The following is an 18,298-nucleotide window of genomic DNA, read 5'->3' on the forward strand; positions in this document are numbered from 1 at the left end:
TACTCCTGTAAAGTTAACGATAACTTAATAATTTATTTTCCGAAGGAGGCTTTGTCTCTTGGAAACATTACTGGACGAAATTAGGCAGGAATGGAAGGAACACATACTCCCATTCTGGCTTGGACTGAAGGATGAGACACACGGTGGGTTTTACGGCGAGGTGGACGTGGATCTGCACATTCATAACCAAGCCGACAAAGGAGGGATTGCCACTGCACGGCTACTCTGGTCATTCTCGGCGGCTGCCCGTGTAACAGGGGAAGATACCTATGCAGAAGCCGCACGACATGCATTCACATTCCTGCGAGATCACCTGCTTGATCCATTACATGGAGGAATGTACTGGATGGTGGACTACACCGGGCAACCCGTGGACACGTGCAAGCATGTATACGCGCAGGCATTTGCGATCTATGCGATAGCAGAGTATGCACGTGCCACAGACGACCCGAATGCATTACCACTAGCTATGGAGCTGTTCCACCTGCTGGAGCAAAAAGGATATGATCCCACCCGGCAGGCATACGGCGAACAATATGACCGCTCGTGGAACACGCAGCCTAATGAGCTACTCAGCGAAAATGGGGTTACCGCGCATATCACCATGAATACGCATATTCACGTTTTGGAGGCGTATACCCAATTGCTGCGCGTCTGGCCAAATGAAGAGGTTCGAGATGCACTGACGAACGTACTGGATATTTTATATCATCGTGTTTACGATGCTTCTGCTCGACGACTGGGGGTATTTTTCGATCGTGAATGGCGCTCTCTGCTTGACCTAACCTCATATGGTCACGACATCGAAGCCAGCTGGTTGATTGAGGACGCTATGAATGTGCTGGGTTATTACCCGTCAGAATACGTGGATATGGTGATAGATATTGCCAATGCGGTAGCAGAGCGCGCTGTTCAGCCAGACGGATCGCTCATCAATGAGCGGGAAGGAGAGCGGGTAGACACCTCACGTATCTGGTGGGTACAGGCCGAGGGGATGGTTGGCTTTTACAATGCGTTTCAACGGACACAGGACGAACGTTTTTTGCAAATTGTGAAAAATCTATGGTCCTATACCCGGCAACATATCATCGATCCGCGCCCCGGAGGCGAATGGTTCTGGTCAGTTCAAGCGGATGGTAAGCCTGATGCGAGAGAGATTGCAGGACCCTGGAAGTGCCCTTATCACAACAGCCGATTTTGCATAGAAATGCTAGAAAGGATGGAAAACCAATGATCCATAGCAAATATAATGAGCTGCGGTTGCAGCAAGAGGAACTGATTACACGCCCCAATGAGGTTAAAACTACCTTTTATAATGGTATCTACGAACGCTACATCTACCCAGTGCTCACACGCCATCATGTTCCACTTCACTGGCGGTTTGATCTGGATGCGCAAACCAATCCCTTTTTCATGGAGCGGCTGGGTGTAAATGCGGCATTGAATCCAGGGGCGATCTATCATGAAGGAAAATACATTCTTGTTTCGCGCACAGAGGGACTAGATCGAAAGTCATTTTTTGCTTTGGCAGAGAGCGATAACGGCATTGATCAATTTCGATTCATTGACGCTCCCCTCGTATGGGAGGATATCGACCCGGAAGAAACAAATATGTACGATATGCGATTGGTAAAGCATGAGGACGGCTGGATTTACGGTATTTATTGCTCGGAAAAAAAGGACCCTGACGCACCACCCCACGATACCTCCAGTGCTGTCGCTCAGGCCGGACTGGTCCGCACTCGTGATCTTCGTACATGGACCCGGCTTCCCAACATCACTACCCAGTCCCCACAGCAGCGCAACGTTGTCTTGCACCCTGAATTTGTGGACGGTCAATATGCCTTCTATACTCGTCCCCAGGACGGGTTTATTTCCACCGGTTCAGGCGGAGGCATCGCCTTCGGCCTGTGCAAAGATATTACACAACCCGTGATTGAACACGAAACCGTCATTGATGAGCGCTGTTATCATACGGTGTACGAAGCCAAGAACGGACAGGGGCCTGCCCCGATCAAAACCAGTCGCGGCTGGATTCATATCGCTCACGGGGTACGCAATACAGCCGCCGGGCTGCGGTATGTGCTGTATACCTTTGCCACCAGTCTGGAAGACCCTACGCGCGTCATTGCCAAGCCCGGCGGGCACTTTCTGGCTCCTTATGATGAGGAACGCGTGGGCGACGTTTCGAATGTTATTTTTTGCAACGGGGCTGTTGTTAACGAGCAAGATGAAGTCTTTATTTACTACGCATCCAGTGATACCCGTATTCACGTAGCGACGACCACCATCGCTCGACTGGAGGACTACACCTTCAATACACCATCCGATCCCTTGCGCTCTCTCGGCAGCGCCGCTGTTCGCCGCGAGCTAATTCATCACAATGAAGCGCTATTGCAAGCACACTCCCGTCCTTCCCAGCGGACATAAGCCTCAGGCTTTATCCTACTTGCGGAACCATGTATACTATCCATAGAACAACTGTTACCCGCAGGCTAATAGTTGTTCTATGGGCAGCTACGCTGCTAAGTTTTTTGGATTTTACAGGCGGCTAAGCTACGGATATATTCCCCAGCATTTTGCATCCATTCTCTGGATTAGGCAAAATGCTTATCTTTTTAAAATTGGAAGGCGGAACAGGAATGAAGAGCAACGTTACGATGCGGGATATTGCAGATAAGCTGGGAGTAAGCAGCGTGACCGTGTCGAAGGCGCTCAATGACAAGGATGGGGTTAGCGAGGAGCTAAAAGAGCGTATTAAGACGCTCGCGGGCGAAATGGGTTATCGTTTCAATACCGTTGCCAAGTCCATGAAGGAGGGCCTCACCTATAACATAGGTGTTGTCATTCCTGAACGTTTTACTGGCCCCGGCCAATCGTTTTATCTGCACATCTACCAGCAAATTTCACGGGCACTGGAGCCATACGGCTACTATGGCATCCTTCACATCCTTCATCGCGAAGATGAAGAACAGCTTAATCTGCCACGTATCTATTACGACCGCAAGGTGGACGGCTTCATTCTCCTGGGTCAAGTGAGCAAGCCATATATCGAGCTGGTACAAACCATGGATCTACCCAAAATGTTTCTCGATTTTTATGATGAACATGCCGATATCGACTCTGTGGTGACGGATAATTTCTACGGAGCATATGAGCTGACCAACTATTTGATCGCCCAGGGGCATCGTGATATTGCATATGTAGGCAATATCTATTCCACCAGTAGTATTCAGGATCGTTTCCTCGGCTACTATAAATCCTTGCTGGAGCACAGACTGCCCCTCCGTAACGAGTGGGTGCTCAGTGACCGGGACGACGAAGGTGCTTTTGTTGAAATGGAGCTGCCTCAGCCGCTACCGACTGCCTTTGTATGTAACTGCGATCAGGTCGCTCACAATCTGGTACACAAGCTCATTGGTCTAGGATACCGCGTGCCTGAGGACTGTTCTGTGGTCGGATTTGACAACGATGTATACGCCACTCTTATTGTTCCGCAACTGACCACGGTCGGCGTAGACATCGAGCAGATGGCACGTACCGCGATTGATTCGATGATGAAAAAAATAAGCCATCCCGGCGGCCGCTTTGGTCGAGTCCTCGTGCAGGGTCATATTGTATATCGTGATTCCGTACAGCCCATCCAGAGACCATAATCAACACACACCTTACTTGGGGACAGGTCACCCCTACCCCAATTTCCACAACCAAAAGCCGCTCAGCATGTCGCTGGAGCGGCTTTTGGCGTTCATAAATTCTGCAGTGTGATCATCGTACTCACTTTCAATGGTGGATTTTGCAAAATCCTGGATTAGGAGCGCTGGGCGACAAAGGAATTGCCCGCCCGATTGAGAATCGGCAGCATCCGCATTTCTTGCCCCATTGAGGCTTGGCAAAATGGACAAGCTGGCTCGTTCAAAAAGGTGAAATCCGTTCGCATCCAACCGTTGCAACCCTCGTTTGTACACGACCAAATAGCCGTATTTTCCTCTGGAATGATTTCCGGGGCCTGGCGTCTGTACATCTATATCCCCCCTCGGTTTTTATAGGGTAATATCCCCTGTCGGCTTACTGTTAATTCCCACCTGTGCGGGTATTAATATGCTCCAACCTCCAAAAAATATGCGCAATTTACCAAAATGTTTATTTACGGATAGCCTTAGTCCAGAAGCCGCCATGAAACTGCTTCGGCTCTACCATAATGACAAAAGCCTTAGGGTCCAGCTCTAGAATGGACTGATACAGCTTATTCTGATTTTTTCGTTTAGCCAAAATTTCCATTACCAGGCGCTCTCCATCACGTCCACTGCCCAGCCAGGCTGTAACGCCGTATCCTTTGTCCCGCAGCGCATTGGCAATTCCTCCATTGATCTCATTGCTGATCACCTTAACGGTGACATAACCGAGCGCTATTTTTTCCTCAATCCATGCTCCAATAAGAATGCCCAATGCATAGCCAATGGCGTATACTGCAAGACTTGCCACTTGATCCAGGTACTTAAGCACAACATTCAAGCCCAATACATAGACCGTAACTTCCACGGTACTAATGAGCGCAGCAATGTACTTCTGTCCTTTCAGCGTCAGAATCATGCGCAGTGTATACGCCGATACGTAAATAATTTGAATAACGAGAATAAACAATAAAATTTTGAGCATGCGCTCACTCCCCACTTCACGTTCTGATTTAATCCGTATCCAACATTATACCCCCGTCTGTGATATACAGCCTCTGGTTTCGTATTACCCTCGCTCGGGTAATGACTAACTACAGCATGCTGAATGAAAGTTCGATCACATAAGGAGGGCTATAACATGAAGGATAACGGAACTAGCGATAAAATCAAAGGTAATGTGAACAAAGCCAAAGGTGAAATCAAGGACCAAATCGGGAACGCTACCGATAATAAGTCCCTTCAAGCCGAAGGCAAACTGGATAAGGCCAAAGGCCATCTTCAGGAAACAGCAGGCAAACTGAAGGACGGCAAATAATCCTGAATGGATAACCTCGACGCACTGTTTTACCAACAAGTCACGCTGTCTTGTGCAGCGGGCTTGTTTTGTGTTGTTCGGATACTTTTGGAAAAACTTTTGCGCAAACAGGGCAACTTTTACGGTTGCTGTTGCGTCTAACCAATATAAGCACAACCCATAATGACTCTCCAAGCTGTTGGATTTTGTAGGCATTAATGTTACTCTAGTCTATGAACCAGGCTATAATTCTTAAATAAAGGGGTAGACCAACGAATGAAATCACTGAAATCTATCAAAAAACCTGTCATCATCACTGCCGTATCCGCCTTGGCCATATCCGGGGCTCTTTTCAGCCAATCCACATATGCCGCACAAGTGACTAAGCCGATCCAAGCAGTATATAACAATATTAAAATCATCTACAACGGAACTGAGGTTCCTTATGATGCCAAAACAGAGCCGTTCCTGCTGGATGGCGTAACGTATATCCCACTGAAGCTGGCAGGTACAGCTTTGGATAAAAAGGTAACATGGGATGGCACAAACAAACGCGTAGTCATTGCCGACAACGGCGTTCCGATTGATCAATCTACAGTGACGGCGTTGAACAACCAGATTACGACGCTGACTCAAGAGCTCAACACAGCGAAAGCAGCGAACACAACGAAGGACGCTACCATTGCTCAATTGCAAAAAGACAACCAGACGCTAAAAGATGAAGCAAGCAAAAATAGCTCTAGCTCCTTGAAAGATCTTCAAAAGAAGCTGAACGATGATCACAGGGATGACTACAACACCAACTCGGATATCACTCTGGATGGTAACAAAAACGATATTACGGTGACCATCGAAATGACAAAATCCAGATGGACTGAGCTATCTGACAGCAGAAAGGAAAGCTTCCTGGAGGACATCGTGGAAGATATTTTGAAAGAGTATAAAGATGCCGATGTAGAGGGTACGGTTAAAAACTCTAGTAATAGAGATAAATTAGCAACCTTTACCACCAATAGCAGAGGCGATGTTACTTTGAAGGATGTAGCTTCTTCCTTGGATGCAAGTACGATTCAACGCGATTTGGTTAATAGATATGGCAATTACGCTGGCGTTGGCTTTGATTTCACAGTAAGAGGCGACAGCAGTGAAGCTAGCGTGGATGTATATGTAAAGACTGACGCTTGGAACAATACACTTACTAATGCGCAAAGAAACTCTCTTATAGAGAATGTTCTTTATGAGCTTAAAAACAGAAACTCGGTATCTCGAGTAGTGGGTAAAATTAAGTCTAGCGAAAACAGCAACACGATAACTTCGTTCTAAATCGCACTTTTTTCAAAAAAAAGCGACAAAGGCTACAAAGCCTTTGTCGCTTTTTTTTGATGCACAAGAAACATACATTCAATTATTGAATCAACCTGCCTACGGAAATAATATATTTTATATAATCTTTATCCGCATTGGTCGTATCTATATTTCTCGTATAAACCAGATTACCAGGACTGGTTATTTTAACTTTGTAAAACATACTGGGTTTAGAATAAGGATTTACACTATAGGTCCCTTTGCTATACACAATCAGAGGATTAAAGTCGATTTGCCTGGAAGCAGGTGATAAGCTGCTCTCGTACATAGCATGAATATTTAATAACCCTTTTTTTCGATCCCAATCAAAGGAAGTAAGATCAAACGCATTTGCGTCAATGACTTGGGCCAAGTCTTGTCCCTTAAACCTCATAAGAACTGGACTTTCCGTAAAGCTGTCATGCCTTAGCTTCAATAAGCCACGCTTGGTATCCCACTCCATCTTCGCATCTGTATCCTTCAACAAAATGGATACTGGTAAAAACATCGCATTACTTTTCATGATGGGGACTGTATCCATTGTCACTGGCTCACCATTAACCGATATTTCAGGTGATCCGATCGTAGCCGCTACATTACGGCCCAACAGATCAACCGAAGCAGTTTTGTTCGCTGCATTATAAGTTACTTTGCCGCCCAGTATATCCTCAGCCGCTTGGAGCGGTATAAGCAGTCTCCCCTTCTTATCCACAAAGGGTGATGCAGGGTAGGTGTATAAAACGTAATGATCATTGACCTTCAGGTGTATGGGGGTTTGAGCTTGAGCTGATGCCAAGTTCGAGTTTGCAGAAGCAAGACTTAGTACAAGCATAAGGCATATTAATAACCTGATTTTCATAATGCCCTCCTTGTTATTATTTAGGCTCAAAGCCAAAATTATGGTAGAGGAGTCCAGTTGAGTATGCTTAACATGGAAAAACATCTGCCAAACCACATTGTTGTAAGTCTCACCCAACAACAAAGGAAATGACAGATGCTATTCAGTATATTTTAGCTTGAGCCATTGTTTAACTAATTATTCTTATCGGTTGTTGATCCACACACTTGGACCATAATGAGTAATATAATCGGCGGGCCAATCAATCGTACCGAACCACTGACTTCCATCCCAAAAAGAGTAATCCCGATAGTCATCCCATGGATAATAATAATCTGAATTGAATTTTGAGACTACCAATTCTGAAAACTCTCCATTGATAGAACTTCCATAGATATTGCTGCCATCAAAGTTTTTTTTCGCTATTGCCGTCACTCTCTTAACCGACATGGATGATAGGTCTGAAGAGTCAAAAGAGGTTTGCATAACGACGATGTCTCTGTATTTTGCTAACAGATAAGCGTTATAGGTACTATTATCAATATAAAATTTAACTGAATCATTTATGTCGTGATTTTTCCACGTCTCTAAAGAGTATTTGAAACCATTATTGTTCCTAATATACCCCTGCCATACTTCTCTGCCTGTTTGATAGGAAAATCCCCCCTCAATTCCCCGTCCATTCTTTGCATCAAAACCGTAATACATCCATGGCTGTTCGTTTGCTCCTAGGTACTTAGCCCTTGGCGTAATCACATTTGCATTAACCCCATCAAAACCATCATAATCCAATTGAACCCTTGAGAAAGTTCCCGTTGTCCCTCCACTCACTTGCGATGGAGTGGGATTATTTTTACTTGATATGGAAACATCATGATTGTTGCTTGGTTCACTCAAAGAGTTTGTTTTCATATAAGTAGCATCCGTTACACTATCTTCTTTTGATTCAACTTTATCCGCCATGCCTACATAACCCTTTTCTGAGCTGTATACTTCTCCATCAAGTGTAAGATATATGTATTCCGACTTGTTAAGCTTCTCCAGATTATGTTGTAGATCACTATTATTTTTACTCTTTAGTGATGTACTATCGGCTGTGTTCAGTAGCTCAGTAATAGATGCTTTCGGGTTAACGGTAATCCGGTGTTCTTGAAGTTCATGGACAATCGCCCGCTGTTTGAGATTTTGAAAAAATGCAGCATCGTACGTAGTGGACTTAGGTTCCGCATAGGCGAGGCTTCCCGAGAATGCGGAACACATGAGGATAGTTGCTAATCCCATGCCAAAAAACTTATTTTTCCTAAACATACACAAACCTCCTAGTTATTTTTCGAAACTAGCATACCTCCACAGTTATATAACGTCAACCATAATTTATAATTTTTACCTAAAAAGAGAACGAAGTATTTTACATATCATAGTGTATGGAAGAGTCAGCTACGTAACAAAACAAGTGTGTGAAGCAGTACCATCAAAGACGCTTAGATGCTAAAACCCTCCTTATAGCCATATAATTCATAAATACATTAATAATACTCATAAATATAAAGGTATTTAGCAATAAAAGCAGAATATATCACTGTACTCCAATTCAGAAAGGGGCAAATGTGTATGATGAGAAGTTTTGTTAAACGTAAGGTCAGGAAAAGTATTGCAATAATACTAACATTATTATTAGCAATCGCAAGCGCACCATTAGGTGCAAGTGCAATAGACGCGGCGGTAACGGTGCCAGACCAGAATAATAAGCAGGATGCGCCAACCTTCTCTAATGTATCGGTTCATGACCCTTCCATTGTCAAAGACGGTGACACTTATTATGTATTTGGGTCACACATCTCTGCGGCGAAGTCAAAAGATCTTACAAACTGGACTTCTTTTGCAAACGGTTACACCACGCCTGGGAACACACTCTACGGGGATTTATCGAAGAATCTAGCTGGATCTTTCGCTTGGGCGGGTGAGAATGATGCGGATAGTAAGGGAGGATTCTCGGTATGGGCGCCCGATGTATTTTGGAATGAGCATTATGTCAATGAGGATGGGACAAAAGGGGCATATATGATTTATTATAGTGCATCTTCCACCTACATTCGTTCCGCGATCGGCATTGCAGTTGCACCCAAAATCGAGGGTCCATATCAATATGTGGATACCATTATACACACTGGTTTTACGAAGGAGACTGCATTCGATAAAGATAGCAAGGTAGATAAAAAATGGACAAATACGCCGATTCAACAACTCATTAAGGAAGGCAAGCTTGAGGGTCTCAGACCGGGATGGTTTAATACCGATGGTTCTTATGCGAACCGGATGTTCCCAAATGCAATCGATGCAAGCGTCTTTTACGATGCAAATGGGCGCTTGTGGATGACGTATGGATCATGGTCCGGGGGAATATTTTTACTGGAGCTAGATAAGGCAACTGGCAAACCCATGTATCCAGGTCAAGATGGAACTACGGAGGACGGCCGTCTGATTGATCGTTATTTTGGCATTAAGATCGCAGGTGGATACGGTGAGTCCGGGGAAGGTCCGTATATTGAATACAACCCAAAAACGGGTTATTACTATTTGTATGTAACCTACGGCGGTCTTGCAGCCGACGGAGGGTATAACATGAGGTTATTCCGTTCCAAGAAACCGACAGGACCTTATAAAGATGCCAAAGGACAGAATGCTGTTTTGCCGGCAAACACCAAAAATACAACTTATGGCAACAAGTTGATAGGTAATTTCTTGTTCGATAGTAAAATAGGCGACCCCGGTACAGGCACTGGATACGGCTATGTTTCCCCTGGACACAATTCTGTATACACCGATCCTGCTACTGGACAAATGTTTGTCGTCTTTCATACCCGATTCCCTCAGCAGGGGGAGACACATGAGCTGCGTGTACACCAAATGTTCATGAATCAGGATGACTGGCCTGTCGTAGCTCCTTACCGTTACGGTGGCGAGACGCTTACAAAGCTGGATGAGAAACAATTCATTGGCGATTATCAATATATTAATCATGGCAGTGATTCTTCGGCTACGATCAAGAATACACAATTCATTCAGCTTAGAGCAGATCATACCATCGAAGGCGATGTGCAAGGAACATGGCGCAAGTCGGGAGATGCGAATATCCAATTAACACTGGATGGTGCTGTATTGGATGGGGTGTTCTTAAGACAATGGGATCAGGTTACGAATCAATACATCCTGGCGTTTACAGTTTTATCGAATAAAGGTGAAATGGCTTGGGGCAGTAAGCTCCCTGATATGACCGATACGACAGTAGTGGACAGTGTGTATCGTGAGTTAGATCTTGGCGATACAAGTCGGGTGACGGCTAGCCTGAATCTTCCGAAGGAAGGCAGTCGGCAAACCCGGATTACCTGGAAAACTTCAGACCAAAGCGTCATTACGGATACAGGTGAAATCAAGCGTCCAGGAATCGGAGAAAAGGCTGCATCTGCCACTTTGACGGCTACCATTACCAAAGGAGAACGTAGTCGGGACAAAGTTTTTAACATCACGGTATCCCCTTATGAGAAAGCAACATTGACTGCGTCATACACATTTGAAAATAATCTGGAGGATCAGCAGGATGCTTTTGCTAATGGCAAAGTTATCGGTGACCGAATCGATCGCCAGGGAGGAAGTGTATCCTACGCTGAAGGCGTAAAGGGCCAAGCTATAGTCCTTGATGGAAAGTCAGGCATTGCTCTACCTGGAGGACTCATATCCAGCTCAGCATATTCCGTTTCACTGTGGGTAAAACCAAGCGATTTAACTCTGCATACACCAACCTTCTTTGGAGCTATGGATAGTAACCACTGGATTAGCCTTCTGCCCAGAGGACCCGAGAAGGATAATACAATGGTCTGGTCCGGCAGCTCACTTTGGTATACCGGCAGTACTGGCCTAAAGATCAAAACAAATGAATGGACCCATCTCGCCTTCACTGTAGAACGTGGGGTGTTAGCCGTGTATGTGAATGGCGAGCTTCAATTTATCGGCTCAGAATTCCCAGATGTCTTTACCTCCAAATCTGGAACATTCAGCTTAGGTGTCAACTGGTGGGACCCTGCGTTCAAAGGATCTATTGATGAGCTGAGTATATTTGAAGGTGCGCTCCCCCCTGTACAGGTGGCAGAGCTAGCGAAGATGAAGTGAATTAAGACTAATGAATCGTAAGCAACTCTAGTGTCGAAAAGAAAAGCTACAAAAAAAGAGAGCGCTGAATAGCGCTCTCTTCCAATGAAACATATAAAATATAAGGAATATTAATAGGCCAATGCAAAAAGTCCTTTGATGTGGGACAAGTAACGGATGTTACTGCCTTCCTTCATCAAAGTAGCTACAGCGCCTTTCAGTTGGGTGCCATTCGCGCCTACAGTACCGATCGCGTCTGTTCTGCCCAAGCTGCCCAGTGTACCGGAGAATACTGGTGTAAAGCGTTCCATTTTCGCTCCGTTGAAATAAGCAAAGATGTTGTAACCAACTAATTCGCCCATTTGCCAAGCCAACTGTGCAGTTGGAGGGTATGGACGCTCGCCTTCACCCGGGAACACCACTGCGCTGTCGCCAGCGAGGAAGATGTCTTCGTGAGAAGTCGATTGCAGTGCACCATTCACAGTTGCGCGACCACGGTTTACTTCGATACCAGATGCGCCAACCAGTGCATTACCTTGTACGCCGCCTGTCCAGATCAGTGTGTTCGTTTTGATCGAACGTCCGTCTTTCAAGAGAACTTCGTCAGCTTTCATTTCTGTAATCGGAACACCCGCTACGATTTGAACGCCACGTTTTTCAAGGCTTGTTACTGCACGATCAACCAGTGGTTGAGGGAAGCCTGCCAAAATAGATGGTCCAGCTTCTACGCAATACAAGTTGATATCTTCGTAGTTAATACCTTTTTCGCGACAAATTACAGGCAATTTGTCAGCATATTCACCCACCAGCTCAACGCCTGTGAGACCGCCACCACCGATAACGATTGTAGCGTCTGCTTGGTTACCGGATTGCTTGTAAGCATCCAGACGAGCTTCCACATGTGCGCGAATGCGATTGGCTTCTGCCACTGATTTCAGCGTGAAGCTATGCTCTTGCAGTCCTGGAATACCGAAGTAAGCCGTTTCGCTGCCCAGGGAAATAACGAGAGCGTCATAGCTCAACGTAGCGCCACTGGCCAAGGTTACTTTTTTATCGTCAGGCTTGATTTCGGAAACAGTATCCACTTTCAGGATAATTTCTTTGTTACGCAGCAGCTTTTCCAAAGGAAGCGCAACAGCTTTTTCGGCAATTGTACCTGCCGCCAAACGGTGCAGTTCTGTAATAATTTGGTGCGACGCAAAGCGGTTAACCACTGTAATGGTGGCTTGGCTAGCGTCCATATGCTGGCGTGCTGTAAGAGCGGCTAGCAATCCGCCGTACCCGCCGCCCAAGATCAAAATTTGCTTCGACATGTCCATCCTCCGTTCTCGATCAGGTAATTATTTGCTTTCGCGTTGGCGCTCATTCAGAATATCCAGGAAAGCCTGGCTGAAACGCAGCGTTTTTTGTACATTCGGATCTTTAAGCATTTTGAGCAGGCCAAACAGACCTACACTGCCGTCCGTAGTTTGCACACGGTCATTTGCTTCAATTGCAGCAGAAGCCAATCCTTTAGCCGAATCTGTAACAGGCTTCACAAACTCTCCCATGGAGCTTTTCATATCTCCGATAAAGACAGGGTCAGTCGCCAGACTGCGAGCTACATCATAAGCATCGGTCATCAAAGTAACCATCTCAGTCAACTTGGGCAGATTTTCTACCAGCACGGTCAGCGATTGCTGAACCTCCGGTTTCATCAATTGGTCCAATACATCCCGAGACTCTTTGGTAGCTTCCTGTGTTACTGCCACCTCTTGTTGGTTTTCAGACATGCGTGAACGTCCTCCTTTACTGTGAAAATAGAAGTCCATCCTCTCTCGTAACCTGTATCCATAAACTCTAGCAATAAAACGTTCATTGAATTCACGCCCTTAAACATGCAAGAAGCACAGCTTAAACCGGCCTATACCCTACAGGGCAAGACTGATTTATCGCAGATGCCAATTGTATATTGCTCAGACGGTATTCTGTTGTTACTGCTGCGGAATATCCCACGAAGCGCTCCTTCGTGACTACAACAGGCCGAAACGGAACCCTATACCTCTATATTACACCTTTCACGACACAATCGTCGAAGAAATTTTAAATTTGCACAAATTTCTGCAAAATTTTTATTGTTATTTTAGATAAAAATTAGAATAAGCTCGATTTTTGTCCAAGTTTCCCTTAAAAAAAGGGTCATCTTATGCTAGAGGAGGGTAATAAAGAGAGTGCGTTTTAGTTCGATAATATGAAAATAACACAAAATATATTCATACGGAGGTTTTAAATGATGGCTAAAACATTTGGAGATATGGTTCAAGAAGCGAGGCAGCACGTTCAGGGCATTGATTCACAGGAGGCACGTCAGCGAATGGAGGCAAATCCAGATACATTCGTTATCGATGTACAGGACTCCCATGATGCAGGCGCTTGCGGTCTGATTCGCGGAAGCGCCAATATTTCATTGGGCATGCTGCCCATCCGCGCTGACTTGGAGGTTCCACAGGATTTGCGTGACGAACGTCTACGTGACCGTAACCGCCCCATTATCACCACTTGTGGGGCAGGTGGACAAGCTGCATTGGCAGCTTATACACTCCAGCAGATGGGCTTTACCAATGTAGCTTTTATCGAAGGCGGAACAACAGCCTGGAAGGAATCCGGCTTTGAAGTAGAACTGTACTAAGGGACCTACGCTCCAAGAATCGCCCTACGTATGTAGGGTGCCTTCAGAAGCGTCAGGATTATCAGGTGCTTCGAAATCATCAGGAGACGGCTGCGGCACACCAGACTCAATAAACTCATCTACATCGCGGGCAGCCTTAACTTGATTGCATTCATTGCAAGCACATACACAATTGACCGGCGTCGTGTGCCCCCCTTTTGCCCGAGGCAGTAAATGATCAATCGTGTCACCGTAGCCCCCGCAAAAAAAACAAGTATAACGGTCACGCTTAAGCACATATTGACGAAATTCCTTGTTGCTATACAGTCTACGCACGGTGTATGGATTAACAATCACCGCCATACGCTCTCTGACCAGGGTCATGGCCAGATCAAGCTCAATCTCTTGATGCCAGCGTCTCCCCTGGTCGGTTTTGCCTCTTAGCCGAATCATGCCATTGCGATTGAGCCGCAACGCCCGGGTATCCGCAGGCTTCAGCCTGCTAAGCAGATGCCGAACCCGTTGCCGATGGCGCTCACGCGCTTTGTCCGTGACCGGCTTCCTGCGGGGGCGTTGTGCCTCCATAGGTAGCGACGCCTCTAGGCTGTGCGCAGCCGTATTTGCTTCAAGGCTATGCTGCATCACGGGAGCAGCCGAGGGATTTGTTTCCTCGCCGGAGGGAGCGGACGTAGCCGCACGTTCTTGTGGGGCCAATCCTCGGCAGGAACGGCAAGGACCACGCCGGGAATAAGGACCAGCCCGGCGACCCGTTCTGCGCTGAAAGTCCGTTAAAGGTTTCATCTCCTGACAATACGTACATTTTTTAATCAGCGGTTTGCTCGCTTCATCCTTGTTCTGCTGCGGTTCTGTCACGTCCACTCCTCCTTTCCTCTGTTGCTCGCGCTTCACAGTTTGCCCAAAACCCGAACTATTGTTAAGTTAGATTCATTTTACCGTTTTCACGTTCTCTTTTCTAGCTACCCGAGTCGTTGTGAACACTCAGGTATAACAAATTTTAATGATTCAGCATACGTTATACAGCGATCCTTGTTCTTCATTCAGCATCATATTGACCGTCTGACGTTTAGCCCCCCTCACTTGGTGGGTAACTTGTTATATATGAAGGAGGGACGTACATGAAAAGGAACCATACGATGATGCAATTTTTCGAGTGGAATGTCGAAGCTGACGGTTCTCACTGGAAAAAGCTTACCCGCCTGGCGCCGGAACTGAAGGCCAAAGGAATTGACGCGATATGGATTCCACCTGTCACCAAAGGCCAATCGCCCGAGGATACGGGATACGGCGTCTATGACCTTTATGATCTGGGCGAATTTGACCAAAAAGGTGCGGTGCGCACCAAATACGGAACCAGGGAAGACCTGCTGGAGGCTGTTGCCGCCTGTGTTCGCCACGGCGTGTCCGTCTATGTCGATCTGGTCATGAATCATAAGGCCGGCGCGGATGAAACTGAAGTATTCAAGGTCGTCGAGGTCAACCCGGATAACCGCAATGAAGTCATTTCTGAGCCCTTTGATATCGAAGGCTGGACTAAATTTACGTTCCCCGGCCGTCAAGGTCAGTATTCCACATTTCAATGGAACTTTGAACATTTTAACGGAACCGATTACGATGCAAGCCAGGACCGGACAGGAATCTATCGTATTTTAGGTAAAAATAAAAGCTGGAGCGAAAATGTAGATGATGAATTCGGCAATTATGATTATTTAATGTTCGCCAATATTGACTATAATCATCAGGATGTGCGCAAAGAGATGATCCGTTGGGGGAAATGGCTGATAGATACTCTGCAATGCAACGGATTCCGTCTGGATGCAATCAAGCATATTAATCATGAATTTGTACGAGAGTTTGCTACAGAAATGATTAAAAAACGCGGGCAGGATTTTTATATGGTAGGCGAGTTTTGGAAACCGGATCTGGAATCGTGTCAAAAGTTCCTGGATACCATTGATTATAAAATTGACCTGTTTGACGTATCCCTCCACTACAAACTACATAGCGCTTCCTTGGGTGGCAAGGATTTCGATTTAAGCACCATTTTCGAGGATACGCTTGTTCATACCCATCCCCTGAACTCGGTTACTTTTGTCGATAATCATGATTCCCAGCCGCATGAAGCGCTCGAATCCTGGGTGGAGGACTGGTTCAAGCCTAGCGCCTATGCACTCATCTTGCTGCGCAAGGACGGTTATCCCTGTGTGTTCTACGGCGATTACTACGGTATCCAGGGGCAAACACCCGTGAAAGGCAAGCAGGCTGAGCTAGACCCGCTTCTATATGCCCGGTACCATAAAGCTTATGGTGAGCAAAAAGATTATTTCGATGATCCCCATACGATTGGATGGGTTCGTCAAGGCGTGCCTGAGCTGGAAGGCTCCGGATGTGCTGTGGTGATCACCAACGCAAATGACGGAGAAAAGCGCATGTTCGTAGGCAAACAACGTGCAGGGGAAGAATGGATGGATTTGACCGGACATCACGATCATACCGTAAAAATTGAGCAGGATGGCTACGGCATATTTCCCGTTCGTGCCGGCAGTGTATCGGTGTGGGCACTTCCCGCAGAGGAAGACAGCCAGGAAACAGAAGAAGAGGAAGCGAACGCTTAATCTATACCCAACACAAAGAGGACAGGATGCGAGGAAGCGCCCTGTCCTCTTTGTGTATGGAAAGTCACTCCGTTACCTTGCTTTGGTTGGCCACGGCCTGCTTCTTAGCCTCTACATGACTCGGATCACCGAGATAAAAACGCCGGATAGGATCTATATGCTCATCCAGCTCGTACACCAGTGGAATGCCTGTCGGAATATTCAAATCCAGCAAGGCGGTTTCGTCCAGATTCTCCATATACTTGATTAAGGCCCGCAAAGTATTACCATGTGCAGAAATGATAACTCGATCCTTTTTGAGAATCAAAGGTACAATCCGCTGCTTCCAAAACTCACCGACCCGATGCACGGTGTCCTCCAGGCTTTCCCCAAGCGGCAGCTCTTCTGGCTTAATATTACGATAACGCTCTTCCCGATGCGGACTCCGCTCGTCCTGCTCATCCAGCATGGGGGGCCGCACCGTCAGACTACGCCGCCAGATATGAACCTGTTCCTCGCCGTATTGCACGGCGGAATCCAGCTTGCTAAGCCCCTGAAGAGCACCATAATGGCGTTCATTCAGCTTCCACGACTTCTGCACAGGTATCCAGAGATGATCCAGCTCATCCAAGATGTGATACAGCGTGCGGATAGATCGTTTTAGCACAGAGGCGAAAGCCAAATCAAACGTATAACCAGCCTCCTTGAGAATACGTCCCGCCTCAATGGCCTCATGAGTCCCTTGTTCAGTCAGGTCCACGTCCGTCCAGCCCGTAAACAGGTTTTGTCGGTTATACACGCTCTGTCCATGCCTAACCAGCACCACTTGATACATGCACTCACTCCTCTCCTGTCTGTCTTTATGTTTTACCCAACTTCTATGTATTTAACGTAAAATGCAATTTTTAAACCGTCTATTTAATACAAAAAAGGACGGCATTCAGCCATCCTTTTCTTCTTACCCTGCACTTAGTCCCTCTTACTGAATTTGGCCAACAGATCCAGAATCCGTACATACAGCCATACTAGAGTCACCAGCAATGCAAAAGCACCATACCATTCCATATATTTTGGTGCGCCTTGATCTGCTTGCTCTTCAATAAAATTGAAATCAACCAGCAGATTCAAAGCCGCAATGATCACGATAAATAAACTAATGCCAATACCCAGCCAACCTGTTTCATGGATATAGGGAACATTCATACCGAAAAAGTTCAAAATAAAATCAACCAGCGTCACCAGAAAAATCGCCATCGTACACAGGACAACGAATGAGATAAAGCCGCGTGTCACCTTGATGATTCGCTGCGTGTACATAAAGAGCATCAAGAACAAGATACCCACGGTCAGCAAAATGGCATTGGCTACAATTCCAGGGTACTCATACTCCATAAAAGCTGAAACGCCACCCAAAGCAAAACCACTCAGAATCGCATATACAGGAGAGAGTAATGGAGCCGTTTTTGGGAAAAAGGATATCGCAAGTGCTACGCCTGCCATACCAATAAAGCCTGCCGTCAGCAAGGATAGCACCTCTACGGTTCCTTCGTAGGTCATGTACCAGGTAATACTTCCAGAGACGATGAGCAGAACCAGCAGAAGCAACGTTTTGTTCACCGTTCCTCCGATGGTCATGCGTTGTTCACTTGCTTCTCTTTCATCTTCGCGCAAAAAGATGTCATCACGTAAAACCGGATTGCTAAAGCTCATACAGGGTACTCCTTTTCGATGTTGTTGTTT

At 46.2% G+C, this 18,298-nt stretch carries 17 protein-coding genes; 8 read left to right on the forward strand and 9 right to left on the reverse strand.

Annotated elements, in window-relative coordinates:
• Positions 1-58: 58 nt before the first annotated feature.
• From ACUYLD_RS12810 to ACUYLD_RS12820, 3 genes are all read left to right on the forward strand, one after another.
• Positions 59-1,234, forward strand: a complete 1,176-nt coding sequence (locus ACUYLD_RS12810; protein WP_446675218.1) for an AGE family epimerase/isomerase — start codon at positions 59-61, stop codon at positions 1,232-1,234.
• Complete coding sequence (locus tag ACUYLD_RS12815) at positions 1,231-2,430, forward strand: glycoside hydrolase family 130 protein (protein WP_250260144.1); 1,200 nt, start codon at positions 1,231-1,233, stop codon at positions 2,428-2,430. Before ACUYLD_RS12810 ends, ACUYLD_RS12815 begins: the two co-directional genes overlap by 4 nt.
• A 212-nt stretch (positions 2,431-2,642) precedes the next feature.
• Positions 2,643-3,656 carry a substrate-binding domain-containing protein gene (locus tag ACUYLD_RS12820; protein WP_235306647.1) on the forward strand — a complete coding sequence of 338 codons (1,014 nt, stop codon included), beginning with the start codon at positions 2,643-2,645 and terminating at the stop codon, positions 3,654-3,656.
• Between the two features lie 155 nt (positions 3,657-3,811).
• Here the strand turns inward: ACUYLD_RS12820 and ACUYLD_RS12825 are convergent, their stop codons facing one another.
• Both ACUYLD_RS12825 and ACUYLD_RS12830 read right to left on the reverse strand, forming a co-directional pair.
• A complete protein-coding gene (locus ACUYLD_RS12825; RefSeq protein ID WP_025721956.1) occupies positions 3,812-4,024 on the reverse strand; it encodes a cold-shock protein in 213 nt (70 codons plus the stop codon).
• 119 nt (positions 4,025-4,143) lie between these two features.
• Positions 4,144-4,659 (reverse strand): DUF2179 domain-containing protein, encoded by a 516-nt coding sequence (locus tag ACUYLD_RS12830; RefSeq protein ID WP_446675219.1) that lies wholly within the window; start codon positions 4,657-4,659, stop codon positions 4,144-4,146.
• A 156-nt stretch (positions 4,660-4,815) separates the two neighbouring features.
• Here ACUYLD_RS12830 and ACUYLD_RS12835 point away from each other — a divergent pair, with 156 nt between their 5' ends.
• Positions 4,816-4,992, forward strand: a complete 177-nt coding sequence (locus ACUYLD_RS12835; RefSeq protein WP_013312524.1) for a CsbD family protein — start codon at positions 4,816-4,818, stop codon at positions 4,990-4,992.
• A gap of 255 nt (positions 4,993-5,247) precedes the next feature.
• Positions 5,248-6,294: a stalk domain-containing protein gene (locus ACUYLD_RS12840; protein WP_068939079.1), complete on the forward strand. Its 1,047-nt coding sequence runs from the start codon at positions 5,248-5,250 to the stop codon at positions 6,292-6,294.
• 82 nt (positions 6,295-6,376) lie between these two features.
• Here the strand turns inward: ACUYLD_RS12840 and ACUYLD_RS12845 are convergent, their stop codons facing one another.
• Positions 6,377-7,174 carry a copper amine oxidase N-terminal domain-containing protein gene (locus tag ACUYLD_RS12845; RefSeq protein WP_322158941.1) on the reverse strand — a complete coding sequence of 266 codons (798 nt, stop codon included), beginning with the start codon at positions 7,172-7,174 and terminating at the stop codon, positions 6,377-6,379.
• 183 nt (positions 7,175-7,357) lie between these two features.
• Positions 7,358-8,461: a hypothetical protein gene (locus ACUYLD_RS12850; RefSeq protein ID WP_322158942.1), complete on the reverse strand. Its 1,104-nt coding sequence runs from the start codon at positions 8,459-8,461 to the stop codon at positions 7,358-7,360.
• A gap of 303 nt (positions 8,462-8,764) precedes the next feature.
• On the opposite strand from ACUYLD_RS12850, the gene ACUYLD_RS12855 reads away from it, so the two are divergent.
• Positions 8,765-11,320 carry a LamG-like jellyroll fold domain-containing protein gene (locus ACUYLD_RS12855; RefSeq protein ID WP_061829473.1) on the forward strand — a complete coding sequence of 852 codons (2,556 nt, stop codon included), beginning with the start codon at positions 8,765-8,767 and terminating at the stop codon, positions 11,318-11,320.
• Positions 11,321-11,430: 110 nt separating this feature from the next.
• Here the strand turns inward: ACUYLD_RS12855 and ACUYLD_RS12860 are convergent, their stop codons facing one another.
• Both ACUYLD_RS12860 and ACUYLD_RS12865 read right to left on the reverse strand, forming a co-directional pair.
• Positions 11,431-12,612 carry an NAD(P)/FAD-dependent oxidoreductase gene (locus ACUYLD_RS12860; protein ID WP_061829474.1) on the reverse strand — a complete coding sequence of 394 codons (1,182 nt, stop codon included), beginning with the start codon at positions 12,610-12,612 and terminating at the stop codon, positions 11,431-11,433.
• Positions 12,613-12,639: 27 nt separating this feature from the next.
• Positions 12,640-13,071: a DUF1641 domain-containing protein gene (locus ACUYLD_RS12865; protein WP_013312528.1), complete on the reverse strand. Its 432-nt coding sequence runs from the start codon at positions 13,069-13,071 to the stop codon at positions 12,640-12,642.
• A gap of 500 nt (positions 13,072-13,571) precedes the next feature.
• On the opposite strand from ACUYLD_RS12865, the gene ACUYLD_RS12870 reads away from it, so the two are divergent.
• Positions 13,572-13,967 (forward strand): rhodanese-like domain-containing protein, encoded by a 396-nt coding sequence (locus tag ACUYLD_RS12870; RefSeq protein WP_023990896.1) that lies wholly within the window; start codon positions 13,572-13,574, stop codon positions 13,965-13,967.
• Between the two features lie 24 nt (positions 13,968-13,991).
• Here the strand turns inward: ACUYLD_RS12870 and ACUYLD_RS12875 are convergent, their stop codons facing one another.
• A complete protein-coding gene (locus tag ACUYLD_RS12875; RefSeq protein WP_061829475.1) occupies positions 13,992-14,819 on the reverse strand; it encodes an HNH endonuclease in 828 nt (275 codons plus the stop codon).
• Positions 14,820-15,082: 263 nt separating this feature from the next.
• Here ACUYLD_RS12875 and ACUYLD_RS12880 point away from each other — a divergent pair, with 263 nt between their 5' ends.
• The gene (locus ACUYLD_RS12880; RefSeq protein WP_322171926.1) at positions 15,083-16,579 is read left to right on the forward strand and encodes an alpha-amylase; all 1,497 of its coding nucleotides are present in this window, start codon (positions 15,083-15,085) and stop codon (positions 16,577-16,579) included.
• 64 nt (positions 16,580-16,643) lie between these two features.
• On the opposite strand, the gene gpmA is transcribed toward ACUYLD_RS12880, so the two are convergent.
• On the reverse strand, positions 16,644-17,393 hold the full coding sequence (gene gpmA, locus ACUYLD_RS12885) for a 2,3-diphosphoglycerate-dependent phosphoglycerate mutase (RefSeq protein ID WP_328801194.1): 750 nt from the start codon (positions 17,391-17,393) through the stop codon (positions 16,644-16,646).
• Between the two features lie 134 nt (positions 17,394-17,527).
• Positions 17,528-18,268: a Bax inhibitor-1/YccA family protein gene (locus ACUYLD_RS12890; protein WP_023990900.1), complete on the reverse strand. Its 741-nt coding sequence runs from the start codon at positions 18,266-18,268 to the stop codon at positions 17,528-17,530.
• Between the last annotated feature and the right edge of the window lie 30 nt (positions 18,269-18,298).

It is taken from the genome of Paenibacillus sp. SER-28 (assembly GCF_052906305.1).